Here is an 18843-nt window from a genome sequence, read left to right on the forward strand (position 1 = left end):
GGGTGGCTTGTTGTCGCACGGCGCACGGGGCTCGTAAGGGGGCGCATTCCAGGTACCTCGTGGTCTGTACAGCCTATCGGTCCAATCCCCTTCAGTTGCCGTGAAGTTGACTGAAAATCAGCGTTGCGGGCGGTCGATGTCGGTAGTTCGATGGCGCGCCCGCGCGGGCGCGGGTCGGCGGGTGTGCATCAGCCCACTCGCATGGCGTCCCGGGCTGGGCCCTGCGAGGGCTCCGGGGCGGGTGGGACGGGCTCTCGGCAGGCGACGCGGGAGGGGGGAAGCGGGACGCCGGCGGTCTCCGGCCATGCGGGCGGCGCGCATCCGGTGACCGGGCGGCGGGGGTTGCGGGGGTGGAGCACGGGGCGCGGGGTGAGGGGTGAGGTGATGCGTCGTTAGAGTCGGCGGGGTGGAGTCCCTCACCGTGCAGGAAGCCGCCCATGACAACGCCGCCGGGTACTGGCGAGCCCAGGCCCGGGCCCTCGGCCTGCAGACCCGCTCCGCCGCGAGCTGGGTCGCCGTGCGGTGTGCCGGGAACGGTCCCGACTCCCACCGGGTGGTGGTGACCCGTCCCTATCCGGACGCCGCCGCACTGGCAGCGGAGCTGGCCGCGCTCCACCGGGAGTGGGGTAACGGACCACTCTGCGTCGAGGACGCCTACGGCCGACTGGACCTGGCCCCGTACGGGTTCGAGGCCGCGCTGCCGCAGGCGGTGATGGTGCGTGAGCCGGACCGGACGGTGTCCTGTCCGGCTCCCCCTGCTTCTGCGGCCGCTGCTTCTGCGGCCGCTGCTTGCGTGGCTGCCGCTTCCGCAGCCGGGGCAGTGGCTGGGAAGTCTTACGAGTCCCGGGGGTTCCGGGAGTCCCGGGGGTTCCGGGGGTTCCGGGGGTTCCGGGGGTTCCGGGACCCCGGCGAGTCCCGGGACCCCGGCGAGTCCCGAGAGGCGATCGCCGTGCGTGAGGCGCTGGACGCTGACGGACTGGCCATAGTGGAACGGACCGTGGTGGAGGGGTTTCCGCTGCCGGGGCGACTGCCGTGGCGGCGTGCCGCGCTGCTGCCGCCCGCCCTGCTGGACCAGCCGGGTCTGCGCTTCTGGGAGGTGCGGCGCGACGGGGCGGCGGCTGGGGCCTGTGTGAGCTATGACGACGGCGTCTCGGTGGGCCTGTACTGGGTGACGACTCTGCCGGAGCACCGCTTCCGAGGGCTGGCCCGGGCTCTGCTCGAAACGGTCATCGCCGCCCACCCGGGCCGGCCGGCCGTTCTGACCGCCACGCTTCAGGGTGAACCGCTCTATCGGCGGCTGGGCTTCACCGAGAGGGCGCTCTCCCGCTGGTGGCGCTCTCAGGCGGCGCCGACCGGCGCCGGGCGGTAGAGCGGCGCACGGCCGCGGACCGGGGGCGCCGTGTGCGGTGGTGGTGCAAGGGACGGTGGTGCAAGGGACGGCGGCGCAAGGGACGGCGGCACGAGGGGCGGTTGTGCGAGCGGCGTGGCGAACCGGGTACGGGTGGGTGCCACCGGCCGTACAGCCGCTGCTGTGGACCTGGCGCCCAGCACCATGGCGACCGCCTCGGGCAGGCCGGATGCGCTGAGCGTGGGGTGGTAGCCGAGCTCCGGCCAGGGGCGACCGTGGTGCAGCCAGACGCTGTGCAGGCCGCTGACCCGGGCGCCGGCGATATCGGCGGGCGCGTGGTCGCCGACCATCCAGGCGTCGGCCGCCCAGTCGCCTGTGGTGGGTACACCGCAGCGGTGTGCCGCGATCTGGAAGATCTGCGGATCCGGCTTGGCGAAGCGGGCCTCCTCGGATATCACCCAGGCGTCGACCAGCGCGGCGAGGCCGGTTCGGCGGATCTTGTCCAACTGGGGCAGCGTGCCTCCGTTGCTGACGATGCCGAGGGTCCAGCCGGCGCCCCTGGCGGCGCGCAGAGCGGCGACATGGGAGGCGGGGCAGTGGATGTGGGCGTTGATCCCCCGACGGTAGTGCGCCAGGAGGACGTCCAGGGAGGCGTCCAGACCGTAGCGCCGACGCATCGCGCCGAGGACGGTGGCACGCGGCACATAGCCGCTGCCGTCGAGTGTGGCCACCCAGTCGAGATCCTCGACCGGTAATGCGTGCTCGGCAAGGAAGTCCCGCGCCCAGGCTCGGAAGGCGGCATCCCGGGGCAGGAGCGTGTTGTCGAGATCCATCAGCAACAGCGGCATGCGGGAATGGTGCCAGGAGGGCGGGACATGCATCCGGCAATTGCCACAGTGCGACCGAAGCCCCGCCGAATGGCCGGAATCCCGTCGGTGCGACCGGGACGGGAGGTGCGCGGCCGGGCAGTCTCCGCCGACTGCGCATTCCCGTCGCAATCGGGTCGTCACGGTGCGCTCGCGCCCTGTTGCACTTCCAGCCAGGGTCCGGCATTCTCCAGGGAACCTCCGGGAGCGGGGCATGTGCCTGCCCACGGCGGGAGCGTGGGCGGTCCGCCGCCCGCACCCCTCGTGCGCTGGTCCGATGCAGTATCTCTGCGCTCCGCACCTGGGCGGGAACGCCCTGTCGCCGTACGCTGGAAGGAAGAGGTCACGCAGGCAACGCTCCCGGCCTTACGGGCCGGTCGGCCCGCTCCCGTGGCGTCCCACAACCCCCGCTGCCGTCCTCCCGCCGAACCCCTCTTGCCGAGAATTCAGAGCCATGGCCCGTTACGAGCCTTATGAGCCCGCCGACGGCAACTCCGCCGCTCGGCCGCATGGTCCCTCCGCGTCCTCCGGAGAGCCCTCGCCCGCCGAGCCGCGCAGGCCTCGGGCGAAACCCAAGCAGAAGTCCGCAACGCACCCGCAGCTGCCCGTTCCGCAGGGCGAGCCGCAGCGCGTCCAACCGTGTGACCCCGCCTTCCAACATGGTGTGGTGGTGGGCTTCGACGGCTCGCTCTCCAGCGAGCGCGCCCTCGCCTACGCCGTCGGCATGGCCCGCCGCTCCGGCTGCGGGCTGGTGATCGTGCATGTCGCCAACCGGCTGCCGGCGACGGTGTGGGCCGGCTGTGAGCCGCCGGTCTTCGTCGATGTGCCCGACCATCGCACCGAGGTGCTCGGCCTGGAGCTTTCCTGCGCCGACTATCTCTCCGATGTGCCCTGGATCCTGGTGGAGCGGGGTGGGGACATCTGCCATGAGCTGGAGGAGGTCGGCCGGGAGTACGCCGCCGACGCCATCGTCGTGGGCAGTACACACGGCCTGGTGGGCAAGATCTTCGGGTCGGTGTCGGGCCGTCTGGCCCGGAGGGCCAACCGTCCGGTCGTGGTGATCCCCTAGCTGCGCTGACCATGGCCGCATGACGGGGCCGTGGTCGGCTGATCCGGGAGCAGGCGAGGGCCTTCGGGCTCGGTGCGGACTGAGACGTCTGCACCGAGCCTTCGGCCCTCCTGGCCGTCCGCTCTCCCAGCCGTCCGCTCTTCGTCCCTTCCGTCGGCTTCCCGGTGCTGCGGCTCTCCGGTGCTGCAGCGAGCACTTTCGGACCCTGTGGGCACGCCAGGATGTACGGCAGACGGCAAGTGGGGTCACTCGCCTGCTGCATCCCCAAGGTCGGCCCGCTCGACCTGCGGTACGAGAAGCTGATGCTTCCCGGGGCGCCGGGTCAGATGCTGGTCACCTATCACGCGGAACGGGGCTCACCGTCCCATGAGCGGCTCCAACTGCTTGCGCATCTGGCCGAACGGCCGTCTGCCGAGGCCTCCGGAGGCGGCCGGCGTGGCCGCCCCGGCGGCGCCGGAGCAGGTGGCTGACCGGGTGAGTCCAGCCCCCTGCTCCTGCTCGGGCGTCGGAGGATCGTGAGATCAGTGGGTCATGACGCCATCCCCAACTCCCTTGCGATCAGCATCCGCTGGACCTCTGACGTGCCTTCGCCGATTTCGAGGATCTTGCAGTCCCGCCAGAAGCGGGCGACCGGGAACTCGTTCATGAAGCCGTAGCCGCCGTGGATCTGGGTGGCCTCGCGGGCGTTGACCACTGCGGCGTCGGAGGAGTGGAGTTTGGCGATCGCGGCCTCCTTCTTGAAGGGCTCGCCCTGAAGCAGTCGGGATGCGGCATCCCGCCAGGCCAGCCGGGAGGTGTGTGCCCGCATCTCCATGTCTGCGATCTTGAACTGAATGGCCTGATTGGCCCCGATGGTGCGGCCGAAGGCGTGCCGCTGAGCGGCGTATGCCAGCGACTGGTCGACGCATCCCTGGGCCAGGCCGGTGGACAGGGCTGCGATGGCGATCCGCCCCTCATCGAGGATGCGGAGGAACTGGGCGTATCCACGGCCCGCCTCGCCGAGCAGATTGCCGGCCGGGACGCGGCAGTCGGTGAAGGAGAGCTCTCGGGTGTCCGAGGCGTTCCAGCCGACCTTGGAGTACTTCTTCGACACGGTGAAGCCGGGGGTTCCGGCAGGAACGATGATGGAGGAGATCGTCGGCCGAGTCGAGGTCTGGCCACCGTCTCCACTCGAACGAGTGATCGGTTCGGTGAGGGCGGTGACGGTCACCAGTCCGGTGATGTCCGTCCCGGAGTTGGTGATGAAGCACTTGGTCCCGTTGATCACCCACTCCCCGGTCTCCTCGTCCAGCCGGGCGGTGGTCCTGGTCGCACCCGCGTCGGAGCCGCCCTCCGGCTCGGTGAGCCCGAAGGCGCCCAGCATCTCGCCCGAGCAGAGCTTGGGCAGCCACTCCTGCTTCTGCTCCTCGCTGCCGAAGCGGTAGATCGGCATGGCGCCCAGCGACACCCCGGCCTCCAGGGTGATCGCCACCGAGGAGTCCACCCGGGCCAGCTCCTCCAGCGCCAGGCAGAGCGCGAAGTAGTCGCCCCCCATGCCGCCGTACTCCTCGGGGAACGGCAGCCCGAACAGGCCCATCCGTCCCATCTCCCGGACGATCTCGTACGGGAACTCGTCGTGCTCGTAGTAGTCGGCGATCTTGGGTGCGACGACGTCGTTGGCGAACTCGGCGACGGTGCGCCGCAGTTCCTCGTACTCGGAGTCGAGCCGGTGATCGAGCATGGTGACGCTCCTGGGCCTCTTGAGGGTGGCGAGGGACGGGGGGACGGCCGGGGCGGGGTCACCGCCGCGGCCGTGGTGGGCCGGTCAGCCGCCGGTGAGCGCGCGGACCGCCCGGGACGGGCTGGGCCGGCCGAGCCGGTCGGCCAGCCAGACACTGGTGGCGGCCAGGGCTTCCAGGTCGACTCCGGTCCGGATGCCGAGTCCGTGCAGCATCCAGACCAGGTCCTCGGTGGCCAGATTGCCGGTGGCACTCTTCGCGTAGGGGCAGCCGCCGAGCCCGCCCGCGGAGGCGTCCACCGTCGCCACGCCGAAGCGCAGCGCGGCCAGGGTGTTGGCCAGCGCCTGGCCGTAGGTGTCGTGGAAGTGCACGGCCAGCCGGTCGGCCGTCGCACCGGCCCCGGCCAGGCCCTCCAGCAGCGCGGTGACCTGGCCCGGGGTGGCCACCCCGATGGTGTCGCCGAGGCTGAGCTCGTCGCAGCCCAGCTCCAGCAGCCGTCGGGCCACGTCGACCACCTGGGGCAGCGGTACCGGCCCCTCCCAGGGATCGCCGAAGCACATCGACAGATAGCCGCGCACCCGTACGCCCTCCGCCGCCGCGCGCGCCACCACCGGCGCGAACATCTCCAACGACTCGTCGAGTGAGCGGTTGAGGTTGCGGCGGGCGAAGGTCTCGGTGGCGCTGGCGAAGACCGCGATGTCGGTGACGCCGTGGGACAGCGCCCGGTCAAGGCCGCGCTCATTGGGCACCAGCACCGGTAGCCGCAACCCCGGATACCGCTGCGGAAGGTCGGCCAGCAGCGGCATCAGCTGCTCCGCGTCCGCCAGCTGCGGCACCCACTTGGGGTGGACGAAGCTGGTGGCCTCCACGGTGCGGAGGCCGGCCGCGGCCAGCCGGGCGACGAACTCCGCCTTCACCTCCACCGGCAGCGGCAGCGCCTCGTTCTGCAGTCCGTCGCGGGCGCCCACCTCATGGATGCGCACCTGTTCCGGCAGCCCGGGGGCCGGTACGGCCGCGGGCAGCCCGAGGGAGAGCACCGACCCGGTCACCGTGCCACCTCCAGCGGCTCCTCGCCGGTGGCCGCGACGGTTTCGTCGCCGTCACTTGCGGACACCACGGCCAGCACCTCGTCCATGGCGACTCCGGCGCCCTGGACGGCGCGCAGCTGCTCCACCGTGCCGTCGTGCGGCGCGGCGATGACGTGTTCCATCTTCATGGCCTCCAGGACCAGCAGCGGCTGCCCCTTGCGGACCCGGTCGCCGACGGTGGCCTTGACCACGGTGACGGTCCCCGGCATGGGGGCGGTGAGAGTGCCGTGGTGGGCGGCGGCGCCTCCGGTCGCGCGTTCGGCGACCGGGTCGTGGGGGAGCACCGGCCGGGCGTCGCCGTCCAGGCAGAACCAGGTGGCGGGGTCGCCGGGGGCGGTGCTGTCGGTGGCGAGTGCGAAGCTGTGCCGGACGCCGTCGAGAGTGATGTCCAGGCGGTCGCCGCGGCGGGCGGCCCGGGCCTTGCGGACGGGGCCGTCGCCGAGGCGGATCTCCAGCTCGGCGGCCTCGCGGGGGCCGTTGTCAGTGGTCCCCGCTAGGTTCTCCATCGAGGCGGGCCGCACCCGTACCTCCACCGGCTCGCCACCCGGGAGCCGCAGCCGGTGGACGGTCCAGGCGGGCACGCCGCCCAGCCGCCAGCCGGTGGGCAGGGAGAAGGGATCCGTCCAGCCGCCGGGGGCGGGTGCAGGGGTCAGGTCCAGATGGCGTGCGAGGGACGCTGCGCACAACAGGGTGTCGTGGTGCGTGGTGTCGAGTGGGGATGCCAGGAGTTCAGGGGTCTGCTGGACGGTGCGCTCGACCAGGCCGGTGTCGAGTTCACCCGCGACCACATCGGGATGCATGAGCAGCCGGCGAAGAAAGCCGGTGTTGGTGGTCACGCCGAGGATTCGGGTGTCCGCGAGGGCGGCGCGCAGCCTTCGCAGAGCCGTGTCCCGGTCGGGACCGTAGGCGATGATCTTGGCAAGCATGGGGTCGTAGGTGGAGCCGACGACGAGGGTGTCCGGGTTGAGTCCGGAATCCACCCGGATGCCCTCGCCGGTCGGCTCATGGAGCATCAACACCCGGCCACCGGTCGGGAGGAAGCCGCGAGCGGGGTCCTCGGCGCAGATCCGGGCCTCGATCGCATGACCACGGAAGGAGATGTCGGACTGCATCAGGGGGAGGCGTTCGCCGGCGGCGACCCGTAGCTGCCACTCGACCAGGTCCGGCCGGCCGGGGCCGGCGGGGCTGTCGAGGCCGCGCACCTCGGCGGCGAGCTCGGTGACAGGATGCTCGACCTGCAGGCGGGTGTTCATCTCCATGAAGTAGTAGGACGAGGGGTCGCCGCCGGGCACGATGAACTCCACCGTGCCCGCCCCGGTGTAGCCGCATGCCTCGGCCGCGCGGACGGCCGCGGCTCCCATGGCGGCGCGGGTGTCGGCGTCGAGGAGGACGGAGGGCGCCTCCTCGATGAGCTTCTGGTGGCGTCGCTGGAGGCTGCACTCGCGCTCACCCAGATGCACGGTGGTGCCGTGGGCGTCGGCGAGTACCTGAACCTCGATGTGCCGGGGCCGGTCGATCCAGCGTTCCAACAGGAGGGTGTCGTCGCCGAAGGCGGTCCTGGCCTCGCGCCGGGCGGCGGTGATTTCCTCCGCCAGCGCGGCCGGGTCCCGGACCAGCCGCATGCCCTTGCCGCCGCCCCCGGCGGAGGGCTTCAGCAGCACCGGGAAGCCGATCTCGGCGGCGGCCTCGGTCAGGGCGGCGTCGCTGCGGGCGCCCTCCCGGCTGCCGGGCACGACGGGGACGCCCGCCGCCCGGACAGCCTCCTTGGCGTTGATCTTGTCGCCCATCAACTCGATGGCAGAGGGAGGAGGACCGATGAAGACCAGGCCCGCGTCACCGCAGGCGCGGGCGAAGCGGGTGTTCTCGGCGAGAAAGCCGTAGCCGGGGTGGACCGCCTGCGCCCCGGTGCGGCGGGCCGCCTCCAGGATGCGCTCGACATGCAGATAGGTCTCGGCGGCAGAGCTGTCCGACCGGTCCGGCGGGCCCAGCCGCACGGCGGTGTCGGCCTCCCGTACGTGGAGGGCATCGGCATCGGCGTCGCTGTGCACCGCCACCGAGCGGACACCGAGCCGCCGCAGGGTGCGGATCACCCGCACGGCGATCTCACCGCGGTTGGCGACCAGGACAGTGTCGAACATGGGAGGAGCTCCTCCGGTCACGGGAAAGCCGGTCACGGGAACGTCGGTGGTGGGAGAGCCGGTGGAAGGAGAGCTGCTGGTGGGCGAGCCGGCCGGGGGAAGGCCGGTCGGAAGAGCACCGGTCGGGGGAGTCGGGGGAAAGGAGGGGCTGCTGCCGGTCATCGCCGCCGTCACATCCGGAAGATGCCGTAGGGCCGCGGCTCGGGCAGCGGTGCGTTGGCGCACGCGCTGAGGGCCAGCCCCACCACGGTGCGGGTGTCCATGGGGTCGATGACGCCGTCGTCCCACAGCCGGGCGGTGGCGTAGTAGGCGCTGCCCTGGCGTTCGTACTGCTCCCGCACCGGGCGCTTGAACTCCGCCTCCTCCTCGGCGGGCCAGTCGGTGCCCTGCGCCTCCAACTGGTCGCGGCGCACGGTGGCGAGGACGGAGGCGGCCTGCTCGCCGCCCATCACCGAGATCTTGGCCCCGGGCCACATCCACAGGAAGCGCGGCGAATAGGCCCGGCCGCACATGGAGTAGTTGCCGGCGCCGTAGGAGCCGCCGACCACCACGGTGAGCTTGGGCACCCGGGTGCAGGCCACCGCGGTGACCATCTTGGCGCCGTGCTTGGCGATGCCCCCGGCCTCGTACTGCCGGCCCACCATGAAGCCGGAGATGTTCTGCAGGAACAGCAGCGGGACACCGCGCTGGTCGCAGAGCTCGATGAAGTGTGCGCCCTTCATCGCCGACTCGGAGAAGAGGATGCCGTTGTTGGCGATGATGCCCACCGGGTGTCCGTGCACCCGGGCGAACCCCGTGACCAGGGTCGGCCCGTACTCGGGCTTGAACTCGGCGAACCGGCTGCCGTCCACCACCCGGGCGATCACCTCACGTACGTCGTACGGGGTGCGCGGGTCGACCGGGACCGATCCGTAGAGCCCTGCCGGGTCCACCGCCGGCGGCTCCACCGGGACGACCTCCCAGGGCCGGGGCGGTCGCGGGCCCAGCCCGCTCACGATGGAGCGGACGATGGACAGTGCATGGGCGTCGTCCTCGGCCAGATGGTCGGTGACACCCGAGGTACGCGAGTGCACCTCGCCACCGCCGAGCTCCTCGGCGGTGACCACCTCCCCGGTGGCCGCCTTCACCAGCGGCGGCCCGCCCAGGAAGATGGTGCCCTGGTTGCGCACGATCACGGCCTGGTCGCTCATCGCCGGGACGTACGCCCCGCCCGCCGTGCAGGAGCCCAGCACGGCGGCGATCTGCGGGATGCCCGCGGCGGACATCCGCGCCTGGTTGTAGAAGATCCGCCCGAAGTGGTCGCGGTCGGGGAAGACCTCGTCCTGCATCGGCAGGAACGCCCCGCCGGAGTCCACCAGATAGACACAGGGCAGCTGGTTGTCCAGCGCCACCTCCTGCGCCCGGAGGTGCTTCTTCACCGTCATCGGGTAGTACGTCCCGCCCTTCACGGTGGCGTCGTTGGCGACCACCACCACCTCGCGCCCGGCCACCCGGCCGATGCCTGCCACCACCCCCGCGGCGGGCGCGGCTCCGTCGTACATCCCGTCGGCCGCCAGCGGGGCCAGCTCCAGGAAGGGAGAACCGGGGTCCAGCAGGGTGTCCACGCGGTCGCGGGGCAGCAGCTTGCCGCGCGCGGTATGACGCTGCCGGGCACGCTCCCCACCACCGAGCGCAGCGGCGGCCAGCTTGCGGCGCAGCTCGCCGACGAGGGCCGTGTGCGCCTCGGTGTTGGCCCGGTAGGCCGCCGACCCGGGGTCGGCGGTGGTGTCCAGCGGGGGCACGGCGGCCTGTGCGGCCCAGGTGGGGGGTGCGGCGGCGTACGACGAGAAGACCATGCCCAAGAGCTCCTTTGCCCCTGAACCGGGCGGCGCGGACGCTGATCCCTGCCCACCGCGCCGGCGATGTTGTCCACTGGTGTTAATTAACGTTAACTTACGGAGTCAGGTTAACCACCGATAACGGCCACTGTCTAGGATCACCCCATGTCCCACACCGACGCCCCCGCTGCGACCCCGCGTCGCGACCAGATCCGCCGGGAAGCCGCCAGGCTCTTCGCCGCCCGTGGCTTCCTCGGTGTCGGTGTGGACGAGATCGGCAAGGCCGTCGGCATCACCGGGCCCGGCCTCTACCGGCACTTCCCCGGCAAGGACGCCATGCTGGCGGATCTCCTGGTGGGCATCAGCGAGCGGCTGGTGGACGAAGGCCGCCGCCGCGCCCAGGGCCCGGATCCCGTCGCGGCGCTGGACGCCCTGGTCAGGGGCCATATCGACTTCGCCCTCGACGACCAGGACCTGATCACCCTGCATGACCGGGAGCTGCTGCACCTCAAGGACGAGGACCGCCGCCGGGTGCGTCGCCTGCAGCGCAGCTATGTCGAGCTCTGGGTGGACGTGGTCCGCCGGGCCTTCCCCGAGCCCTCCGCCCTCGCCGACGAACCCGGTGCCCGCGCCGCCGTGCACGCCGTCTTCGGTCTGCTCAACTCCACCCCGCACAGTGCCGCGGCGCGCGGCGCCCAACCGGTCCTCGACCGTGACTCCATGGCGGCTCTGCTGCACAGCCTTGCCCTGGGAGCGTTCGGCGCCGCGGCCGGCTCTGCCGGTGGCGGCCGCTGACTCCGTCCCTCCGTCCCGGGTCGTAGGACCCGCGTTGCACCCGCCGTCCTGCCCGGGGCGGGTGTGCCGCCCCTGCCGGGGAAGGAATGCTGGAGTCGCGAGCCGATCCGGCAAACCCTGTGGCGCCCGCGTCCCGACGTTCGCGCCACGACCCGCACCCGAGGTGGAGTCCATGGCAGTCGAAGCAGTGTCCCCCGCCCTTGAAGCCCTGCTGAGCGGCGCCCGCACGGTCGCCCTGGTGGCCCTCAAGCGCGACGGCCGCCCCCAGCTGTCCAATGTGAGTTGCTTCTTCGACCCGGTGACCCGGATCGCCCGGATCTCCACCACCGCGGACCGGGCCAAGACCGCCAATCTGCGCCGCGACCCGCGCGCGAGCCTCTATGCGACCAGCCCCGGCTTCGCGGCCTATGCGGTCGCGGAGGGCACCGCCGAGCTGACCCCGGTCGCCGCCGACCCGCAGGACGCCGTGGTCGAGGAGCTGGTCGAGCTCTACCGGCTGATCGCGGGGGAGCACCCGGACTGGGACGAGTACCGTGCCGCGATGGTGGCCGACCGCCGCCTTGTTGTCAGGCTCCGGGTGGAGCGCGTCTACGGCTGGGCGCCGGTGGACGCGCCCGCCGACAAATGATTAGTATCTCTAAATATGTATGAGGCTCATGACTCCGCCGGGGAGCAGCCCACCCAGGGCTGGCTTCGTCGCCTGGTCGGCTACTGCCGCCCCTACAGGCGCAATCTCCTGCTCTCCTTCGGCGCCTCACTCGCAGGCATGGCCGTCACCGCCGTCGTCCCGTTGATCACCCGGCTCATCATCGACGACGTCGTCACCGACCACACCCGCTCGCTGGCCCCCTGGGCGACCCTGCTGATCGTCGCGGCCGTCGCCGTCTTCGTCCTCACCTGGGTCCGCCGCTACTACGGCGGCAAGCTCGCCCTGGACGTCCAGCACGACCTGCGCAGCGACCTCTTCGGCTCCCTCACCCGGCTCGACGGCGCCCGCCAGGACCGCCTGGACACCGGCCAGGTCGTCGGCCGCGCCACCTCCGACCTCCAGCTGATCAACGGCCTGCTGTCGATGCTGCCGATGATGACCGGCAACTTCCTGCTCTTCGGCATGTCCGTGGCAGTGATGCTCTGGCTCTCGCCGCTGCTCACCGTGGTCGCCCTGGTCATGGGCCCCGCCCTCTACTGGTTTGCGCAGCTCAGCCGCCGACGGCTGTTCCCCGCCACCTGGGCCGCCCAGCAGCAGGCCGCCGCCGTCGCCGGAGTGGTGGACGGCGCCGTCACCGGCGTCCGCGTGGTGAAGGGGTTCGGCCAGGAGGACCAGGAGCTGGGCCGCCTGGAGCGGGTCTCCCGCCGCCTCTACGCCTCCCGGCTGCGCGCCATCCGCCTCAACAGCCGCTACACCCCCGCCATGCAGGCCATCCCCTCCCTGGGCCAGGTCGCGGTCCTCGCCCTCGGCGGCTGGCTGGCCGTACGGGGCCAGGTCTCCCTGGGCACCTTTGTCGCCTTCTCCTCCTACATCGCCCAGATGACCGGCCCGGTGCGGATGCTCACCATGCTCCTCACCGTCGGCCAGCAGGCCAGAGCCGGCGTGGAGCGCGTCCTCCAGCTGATCGACGAGCGCCCGGTCATCAGCGAGAAGCCCGACGCCGTCGCGCTGGACCCGGACGACCAGGACCCCGCAGCCCCTGCCCTCGCCTTCGAGCAGGTCACCTTTGCCTACCCGGACGGCGGCGACCCCGTCGTGGACGGCCTCACCCTGAGCCTGGCGCCCGGCGAGACCGTCGCGCTGGTGGGATCCTCGGGCTCCGGCAAGTCGACCGTCGGCCTGCTGGTGCCCCGGTTCTACGACGCCACCGCGGGCACCGTACGGATCTTCGGCCATGACGTCCGCGACCTCACCCTGGAGTCGCTGCGCGCCGCCATCGGCATCGTCCCCGAGGACAGCTTCCTGTTCTCGGATTCGGTCCGCACCAACATCGCCTTCGGCCGGCCCGAGGCCACCGACGCCGAGGTCGAGGCCGCCGCCCGCGCGGCCCAGGCGCACGGCTTCATCACCGAGCTCCCCGACGGCTACGACACCGTCGTCGGCGAACAGGGCCTCACCCTCTCCGGCGGCCAGCGCCAGCGCGTCGCCCTGGCGCGGGCCATCCTCACCAACCCCCGTCTGCTGCTGCTCGACGACGCCACCTCAGCCGTCGACGCCCAGATCGAGGCCGAGATCCATGACGCCCTGCGCAGCGTCATGCAGGGCCGCACCACGCTGCTGATCGCCCACCGCCGCTCCACCCTCCAGCTGGCCGACCGCATCGCCGTACTGGACCGGGGACGCCTGGTCGACCTGGGCACCCACGACGAGCTTGACGCCCGGTGTCCGCTCTACCGGATGCTGCTCACCGACCCGGAGGCGGAGGGCGACCCCGACGGCCGACTCGGCGACGCCGGCCTCCCGGCCGCCCGCGCGTCGCTCGACGCCGCAGCCCAGAACGCCGCAGCCCAGAACGCCGCGGTCCAGAACGCCGCAGCCCTGGACGGCACCGTCCTCGAGGACGAAGCCCACGCAGGAGGCATCACCCCCGAGCTGTGGGACCGCGAGCGGTACCCCGACATCGGCGCCGAGGACGACGACACCAGCGCGGCCGCCGCCGCCGTACGGGCCACCCCCGCCGCCGGAGCCGGCGGCCCCGTCTCCCGCAGCCTCGGTTCGCTGCCCGCCACCCCCGACCTGCTGGCCAAGGTCGCCGCCCTGCCGCCCGCCCTGGACAACCCCGATGTCCCCCTGGAGCAGGCCCGCGCGGCCGATCCGGACTTCAGCCTGCGCCGCCTGCTGGCCCCGTTCCGCCGTCCCCTCACCCTGGCGCTGCTGCTGGTGGCGACCGACGCCGCGGCCGGCCTGGCGCTGCCCGTGCTGATCCGGCACGGCATCGACAACGGCGTCAGCAAGGCGGCCTTCGGCGGGGTCGCCGCAGCCTCGCTCACCGCCCTCGCCATCGTCCTGCTGGACTGGCTGGTGCAGACTGCCGAGAGCCAGCTCAGCGGCCGCACCGGTGAGCGGGTCCTCTATGTGCTGCGGGTCAAGATCTTCGCCCACCTGCAGCGGCTCGGCCTCGACTACTACGAGCGCGAGCTCAGCGGCCGGATCATGACCCGGATGACCACCGATGTCGACGCCCTCTCCACCTTCCTGCAGACCGGTCTGGTCACCGCCGTGGTCAGCCTGCTCACCTTCTTCGGGATCTTCGCGGCCCTGCTGGTCATCGACGCCGGTCTGGCCCTCGTCGTCTTCGCGGTGCTGCCGCTGCTGATCGGCGCGACCCTGGTGTTCCGCAAGAAGTCCGCCGCCCAGTACACGATCGCCCGGGAGAAGGTCTCCACCGTCAACGCGGACCTCCAGGAGAACGTCGCCGGGATGCGGATCGTCCAGGCCTTCCGCCGCGAGGACGTCAACACCAGGCGTTTCCTGGCCCGCAGCGACGACTACCGCACCGCCCGGATCCGCGCCCAGCTGTACATCGCGCTCTACTTCCCCTTTGTGCAGTTCCTCTCCAGCACCGCCGCGGCGCTGGTGCTGATCGAGGGCGCCCAGCGGGTCGACTCCGGAACCCTCACCACCGGCGCCCTGGTCGCCTATCTGCTCTACATCGACCTCTTCTTCTCCCCGGTGCAGCAGCTCTCCCAGGTCTTCGACGGCTATCAGCAGGCCGCCGTCGGCCTGGCCCGCATCCGCGACCTGCTGCGCTCGCCCACCAGCACCCCCGCCGCCACCGCCCCGCAGCCCGTCCCCGACCTGCGCGGCGACATCCACTTCGACTCCATCCACTTCGCCTACAACGGCACCGGCAACCGCAAGCCCGAAGCCCTCACCGACATCTCGCTGCGCATCCCCGCAGGCCAGACCGTCGCCCTAGTGGGCGAGACCGGCGCCGGCAAGTCCACCCTGGTCAAGCTGGCCGCCCGGTTCTACGACGTGACCGGCGGCGCCGTCCGCATCGACGGCACCGATCTGCGCGAGTACGACCTCACCTCCTACCGACGCCGACTCGGTGTCGTCCCGCAGGAGGCGCACCTCTTCGCAGGAACCGTCCGCGACGCCATCGCCTACGGCCGCCCCGACGCCACCGACGCCGAGGTGGAGGCTGCGGCACGGGCCGTCGGCGCCCATGAGATGGTCGCCGGGCTGCCCGGCGGCTATCTCACCGCGTCACCGAGCGCGGCCGCAACCTCTCCGCAGGCCAGCGGCAGCTGCTCGCCCTCGCCCGCGCCGAACTGGTCGACCCCGACATCCTGCTCCTGGACGAGGCGACCGCCGCCCTCGACCTCGCCACCGAGGCGGCGGTCAACCGGGCCGCCGACCGGCTCGCGGGCCGCCGTACCACCCTGGTGATCGCCCACCGCCTCACCACCGCCGCCCGTGCCGACCGGGTCGTGGTCCTCGACCACGGCCGCGTGGTGGAGGACGGCACCCATGACGACCTGCTGGCCGCCGACGGTGCCTACGCCAGGCTGTGGCGGGCCTTCACCGGCGAGGAGGACGACACCGTCGACCGCTGGGAGACCGCGCCCGCGCACTGACTCCACCGCGTTCCCCTCCACCGTGCCCGCCCCCGCTTCGGGAGCGGGCACGGTGTTCTCCCGGACCGCCGGTGCACCGCTGAACCGGATCCGGGTGCGCGGCGTACGAAGGGGCAACCACCGCGGGCGCCGCAGCGCCCCGGCCCGCCAGCCCCGGCAGCCCTGCCCGAACGCAGGCTCTCGCCGTCACCGAGGAGGCCTGACGCGTATGCGCACGTCCGACCGATCGTCCACCTCCGCGCGACAGGGCCAGTCCCGGGGCGGACCGGCCCAGTCCAGGCTGCTGCGGATGCTGGCCGTGGGCCTGGTGGCGGTGATCGTCCCGCTGTGGGTGTACAAGCAGGGCGGCGGGAGCACCCCCGTCGCAGCCCAGACCGTGGCCTCCGACGGACTGCCCGCGGGGACGATCAACACCGCCTTCGGCCCGCTCACCCCCGACGAGCGGGTCTTTGTCACCAAGGTGCGGCTGGCCGGCCTCTGGGAGCTGCCCAGCGGCATGATGGCCCAGACCCACACCACCAACCCGCTGGTGCACGAGGCCGGCAAGCACCTGCTGGACGGCCACAAGAAGCTCGACGAGCAGACCCTGAAGATCGCCGCCCAGCTGGGCATGGGACTGCCCGACCAGCCCTCCGCCCAGCAGATGGGCTTCCTCCAGCAGGAGCAGGCAGCCCAGGGACCGGCCTTCGACCAGACCTTCGCCCAGCTGCTCCGGGTCCAGCACGGGCTGATCTTCCAGGCCATCGCGAAGATCCGTAACAGCACTCGCAACACCCTGGTCCGCCAGCTTGCCGACAGCGCCAACAACACCGTGCTCGACCACATCACCGTGCTGGAGAAGACCGGCGTGGTGGACTTCAACCAGATCGCCTCCATCGCCACCCAGCCCCCCACCTCCAGCGCGCTGCCGCCGGGCGTCGCCGTGGGCCAGGCACTCCCCGTGACCCAGTTGGCCAACGCCTGGGCGCGCACCTCGGGTGCGGTCAACTCCGGGGCGGCAGGCACCACCGGTGCCAACGCTGCGACCGGCACGACGGGTACGGGCGGCACCACGGGTGCGGTGCAGAACACCCAGCAGCAGGTCGGCGTGGGCGTCTCCATCGGCCAGGGCGTCGGAACCGGCACCGGCACCACCGCCGGTTACTGACCGTACGGTCCCGTCCGCGCCCGTCCCCGCCCTCCGGCCGCAGAGCCCGTCGAAGAGAGAGAACTGCAGACCATGCCGTTCGCCACCCCCGACACCGACCCCGACGCACCCGCCGAGCGCAGCGCACACCGATTCCGCCGCACCCGCCGCGGCTGGCTCGCCGTGATCACCGGCCTGGCCGTGGCCGGCGGCGGCCTCGCCGTGGTCGATCAGACCGCCCTCGCCCACACCTGGGGACAGGGTGGCAACGCCTCACCCGTCACCACCGCATCCGCCTATCCCGCGGCCCCCCTCAGCAACCAGAGCCCACAGCCCGGTCAGAGCCCACAGCCCGGTCAGAGCGCCCAGCCCGGCCAGAGCGCCCAGAACCCCCTCTCCCGGGCCGACTTCACCGACATCACCCGGGTCCGCCCCAACGTCCGCGAACCGAAGCCCGGCCGCGGCGCATCCCGTGGCGTCTTCGTCTCCCGCTGCGGCGTCAGCGACCACAACAACCCGGCCAATGTCATCGTGGCACCGGGCAACGACAACGGCGCCCACCACATGCACGACTACGTCGGCAACAAGACCACCGACGGCTTCTCCACCGACGACAGCCTCGCCGCAGCCTCCACCACCTGCGCCCAGAGCAGCGACCGCTCCGCCTACTACTGGCCCGTGGTCCGGCTGCGCAACAACGTCAGAGAGGTCGACGCCAACGCCCCCGGCGGCGGGCTCGACCAGAACGTCGGCTGGATCCTCAAGCCCGCCTCCGTCAGCCTGCAGTTCCGCGGCAACCCCGTCGCCAAGGTCACCGCCATGCCCCGGTTCATGCGGGTCATCACCGGGGACGCCAAGGCCGTCACCAACGGCACCGCCAACGCCCGCGCCCAGTGGACCTGCAGCGGCTTCACGGACCGCAGACTCTCCGACACCTATCCGCTCTGCCCGCGAGGCAGCCAGACCATCCGAGTGCTGGACTTCCCCAGCTGCGGACGGCCGGAACACCGACAGCGCCAACCACCGCACCCATGTGGTCTTCCCCGACCGCCGCACCGGCCGCTGCGGCCAGGGCCTCAAGCCCGTCCCGCAGCTGCGGATGGTGATCGCCTACAACCTGCCGCGCGGGCAGGTCTTCGCCCTGGACACCTTCCCCGAGCAGCTCCACAAGGCGGTCACCGACCACGGCGACTTCATCAATGTGATGTCCGACCGGCTGATGCGGGCCGTGGCCGCCTGCATCAACGCCAACCGCCGCTGCACCTGAGCGTGGCTGCTCGTCCGAGCGCGGCCGACGACAAGCGGCGGGCCCGGCGCAGGAGATCCCTCGTCACGGGCGGCGTCCCCATATCTGTGGGCAACGCCTGACATGGCGGCCCGTCAGCAGGTGATCAACGCCGCCAGCAGGGACGCCGGGTCCGCCCCGCGCGGCAGATCGCTCACCTGCCCGTCGCCGACCTCCACCACCCGCCATCGGCCGTCGTCCGAGCGCCGCGCCAGGTCAGTGGTGACAAAACGGCACCCCAGGGCATGCACCAGCGGCCGCACCCCGGTCAGGTCCGGGTCCGCCACCGGCCGCCCCGCGGGCGGCGACGGCCAGTCGGGGTGGGCGGTGACCAGCACCGGCTCCCCGTCCACCCACCACACCCGCGACTCCTCGGAGCGGGCACCCCCGGAGGCGGCATACGGTTCGAACGCCCGCAGCACCACACCCCCCGCGAGATCCTCCCCCTGCAACTCCACAAAGCGGGCGACCACCCGGTGCAGCGCCGCCGTGTCGGCCAGCTCCGGTATGAAACACGCCTCGCCCCACTCGTGCTTGCGCGACTTCACATAGTCCTTCACCACAGCCGGACCCGAACCCCCCAACCGCCCGGCGGCAGCGGCCAGGTCTGCGTACGACGGGGCCCCACCGACCCCGGGCAGCCAGCAGCTCGGAGGTGTGGCACCCTCGAACACCTCGTACCAGCCCGGGAGTTCATGCGCCGCCGTGTAACTCCCCGGCGTGGTGAGCAGGGTGCAGCCCCGGTCCTCCAGGGCCCGTGCCAGCTCCGCGTACGCCGCCGACGGCACCATCCACCCCCGGTACCATGCCGCCCTCAACCCGCGCGGAACCCTCCGCACCGCGCCCGCCGCGTCCCCCGCGAGCAGCGCGTCATGGTCGACCAACGCCGTGACCCCGCCCAGGTCGCGGGCCACCGAAGCCTCATCGGCGAAGTGCCCGTCGGTGCGGTGCGGGGCGAGCGGATCGCAGGGCAGCAGGATCGCGGGACCGTTCACCAGCCCAGCGTAGGGCGGTCCCGGCA

Annotated in this window: 13 protein-coding genes and 1 pseudogene; 8 read left to right on the top strand and 6 right to left on the bottom strand. The window is 72.1% G+C overall.

Translation table 11 applies throughout. The features are described 5' to 3' along the window. The first annotated feature begins 406 nt into the window (after window positions 1-406). Entirely contained in the window at window positions 407-1369 is a 963-nt protein-coding gene (locus AB0761_RS24445; RefSeq protein WP_377271286.1) for a GNAT family N-acetyltransferase, read from the top strand. Here the strand turns inward: AB0761_RS24445 and AB0761_RS24450 are convergent. Next, window positions 1339-2196: an HAD family hydrolase gene (locus AB0761_RS24450; RefSeq protein ID WP_377271288.1), complete on the bottom strand. Its 858-nt coding sequence runs from the start codon at window positions 2194-2196 to the stop codon at window positions 1339-1341. The two genes, AB0761_RS24445 and AB0761_RS24450, sit on opposite strands and share 31 nt — an antisense overlap. A gap of 619 nt (window positions 2197-2815) precedes the next feature. Between AB0761_RS24450 and AB0761_RS24455 the strand changes: the two genes are divergently transcribed. Both AB0761_RS24455 and AB0761_RS24460 read left to right on the top strand, forming a co-directional pair. Next, window positions 2816-3283: a universal stress protein gene (locus AB0761_RS24455; RefSeq protein ID WP_377274301.1), complete on the top strand. Its 468-nt coding sequence runs from the start codon at window positions 2816-2818 to the stop codon at window positions 3281-3283. A gap of 221 nt (window positions 3284-3504) precedes the next feature. Then, a complete protein-coding gene (locus tag AB0761_RS24460) occupies window positions 3505-3753 on the top strand; it encodes a hypothetical protein (RefSeq protein WP_377271289.1) in 249 nt (82 codons plus the stop codon). A gap of 59 nt (window positions 3754-3812) precedes the next feature. Here AB0761_RS24460 and AB0761_RS24465 read toward each other — a convergent pair whose 3' ends face one another. The 4 genes from AB0761_RS24465 to AB0761_RS24480 all read right to left on the bottom strand — a co-directional run bounded on the left by AB0761_RS24465 (window position 3813) and on the right by AB0761_RS24480 (window position 10062). Next, a complete protein-coding gene (locus AB0761_RS24465; RefSeq protein WP_377271290.1) occupies window positions 3813-5003 on the bottom strand; it encodes an acyl-CoA dehydrogenase family protein in 1191 nt (396 codons plus the stop codon). An 84-nt stretch (window positions 5004-5087) separates the two neighbouring features. Continuing rightward, window positions 5088-6050: a hydroxymethylglutaryl-CoA lyase gene (locus AB0761_RS24470; protein WP_377271291.1), complete on the bottom strand. Its 963-nt coding sequence runs from the start codon at window positions 6048-6050 to the stop codon at window positions 5088-5090. Continuing rightward, window positions 6047-8227, bottom strand: a complete 2181-nt coding sequence (locus AB0761_RS24475) for a biotin carboxylase N-terminal domain-containing protein (RefSeq protein WP_377271292.1) — start codon at window positions 8225-8227, stop codon at window positions 6047-6049. The genes AB0761_RS24470 and AB0761_RS24475 overlap by 4 nt, the downstream gene beginning before the upstream one ends. A gap of 170 nt (window positions 8228-8397) precedes the next feature. Next, the gene (locus AB0761_RS24480; RefSeq protein WP_377271293.1) at window positions 8398-10062 is read right to left on the bottom strand and encodes a carboxyl transferase domain-containing protein; all 1665 of its coding nucleotides are present in this window, start codon (window positions 10060-10062) and stop codon (window positions 8398-8400) included. A gap of 147 nt (window positions 10063-10209) precedes the next feature. Between AB0761_RS24480 and AB0761_RS24485 the strand changes: the two genes are divergently transcribed. The 5 genes and pseudogenes from AB0761_RS24485 (at window position 10210) to AB0761_RS24505 (ending at window position 17905) form a co-directional block, all read left to right on the top strand. Continuing rightward, window positions 10210-10839, top strand: a complete 630-nt coding sequence (locus AB0761_RS24485) for a TetR/AcrR family transcriptional regulator (RefSeq protein WP_377271294.1) — start codon at window positions 10210-10212, stop codon at window positions 10837-10839. Window positions 10840-11011: 172 nt separating this feature from the next. Further along, complete coding sequence (locus AB0761_RS24490; protein WP_377271295.1) at window positions 11012-11467, top strand: PPOX class F420-dependent oxidoreductase; 456 nt, start codon at window positions 11012-11014, stop codon at window positions 11465-11467. 15 nt (window positions 11468-11482) lie between these two features. Then, window positions 11483-15411: pseudogene (locus tag AB0761_RS24495) on the top strand (ABC transporter ATP-binding protein). Between the two features lie 208 nt (window positions 15412-15619). Next, the gene (locus tag AB0761_RS24500) at window positions 15620-16558 is read left to right on the top strand and encodes a DUF4142 domain-containing protein (RefSeq protein ID WP_377271296.1); all 939 of its coding nucleotides are present in this window, start codon (window positions 15620-15622) and stop codon (window positions 16556-16558) included. 72 nt (window positions 16559-16630) lie between these two features. Continuing rightward, window positions 16631-17905 carry a DUF1996 domain-containing protein gene (locus AB0761_RS24505; RefSeq protein ID WP_377271297.1) on the top strand — a complete coding sequence of 425 codons (1275 nt, stop codon included), beginning with the start codon at window positions 16631-16633 and terminating at the stop codon, window positions 17903-17905. A 12-nt stretch (window positions 17906-17917) separates the two neighbouring features. On the opposite strand, the gene AB0761_RS24510 is transcribed toward AB0761_RS24505, so the two are convergent. Continuing rightward, window positions 17918-18820 carry an ATP-grasp domain-containing protein gene (locus AB0761_RS24510; RefSeq protein ID WP_377274302.1) on the bottom strand — a complete coding sequence of 301 codons (903 nt, stop codon included), beginning with the start codon at window positions 18818-18820 and terminating at the stop codon, window positions 17918-17920. Window positions 18821-18843: the final 23 nt, after the last annotated feature.

This window comes from Peterkaempfera podocarpi (genome assembly GCF_042466665.1).
GTDB classification, from domain to species: Bacteria; Actinomycetota; Actinomycetes; order Streptomycetales; family Streptomycetaceae; genus Peterkaempfera; species Peterkaempfera podocarpi.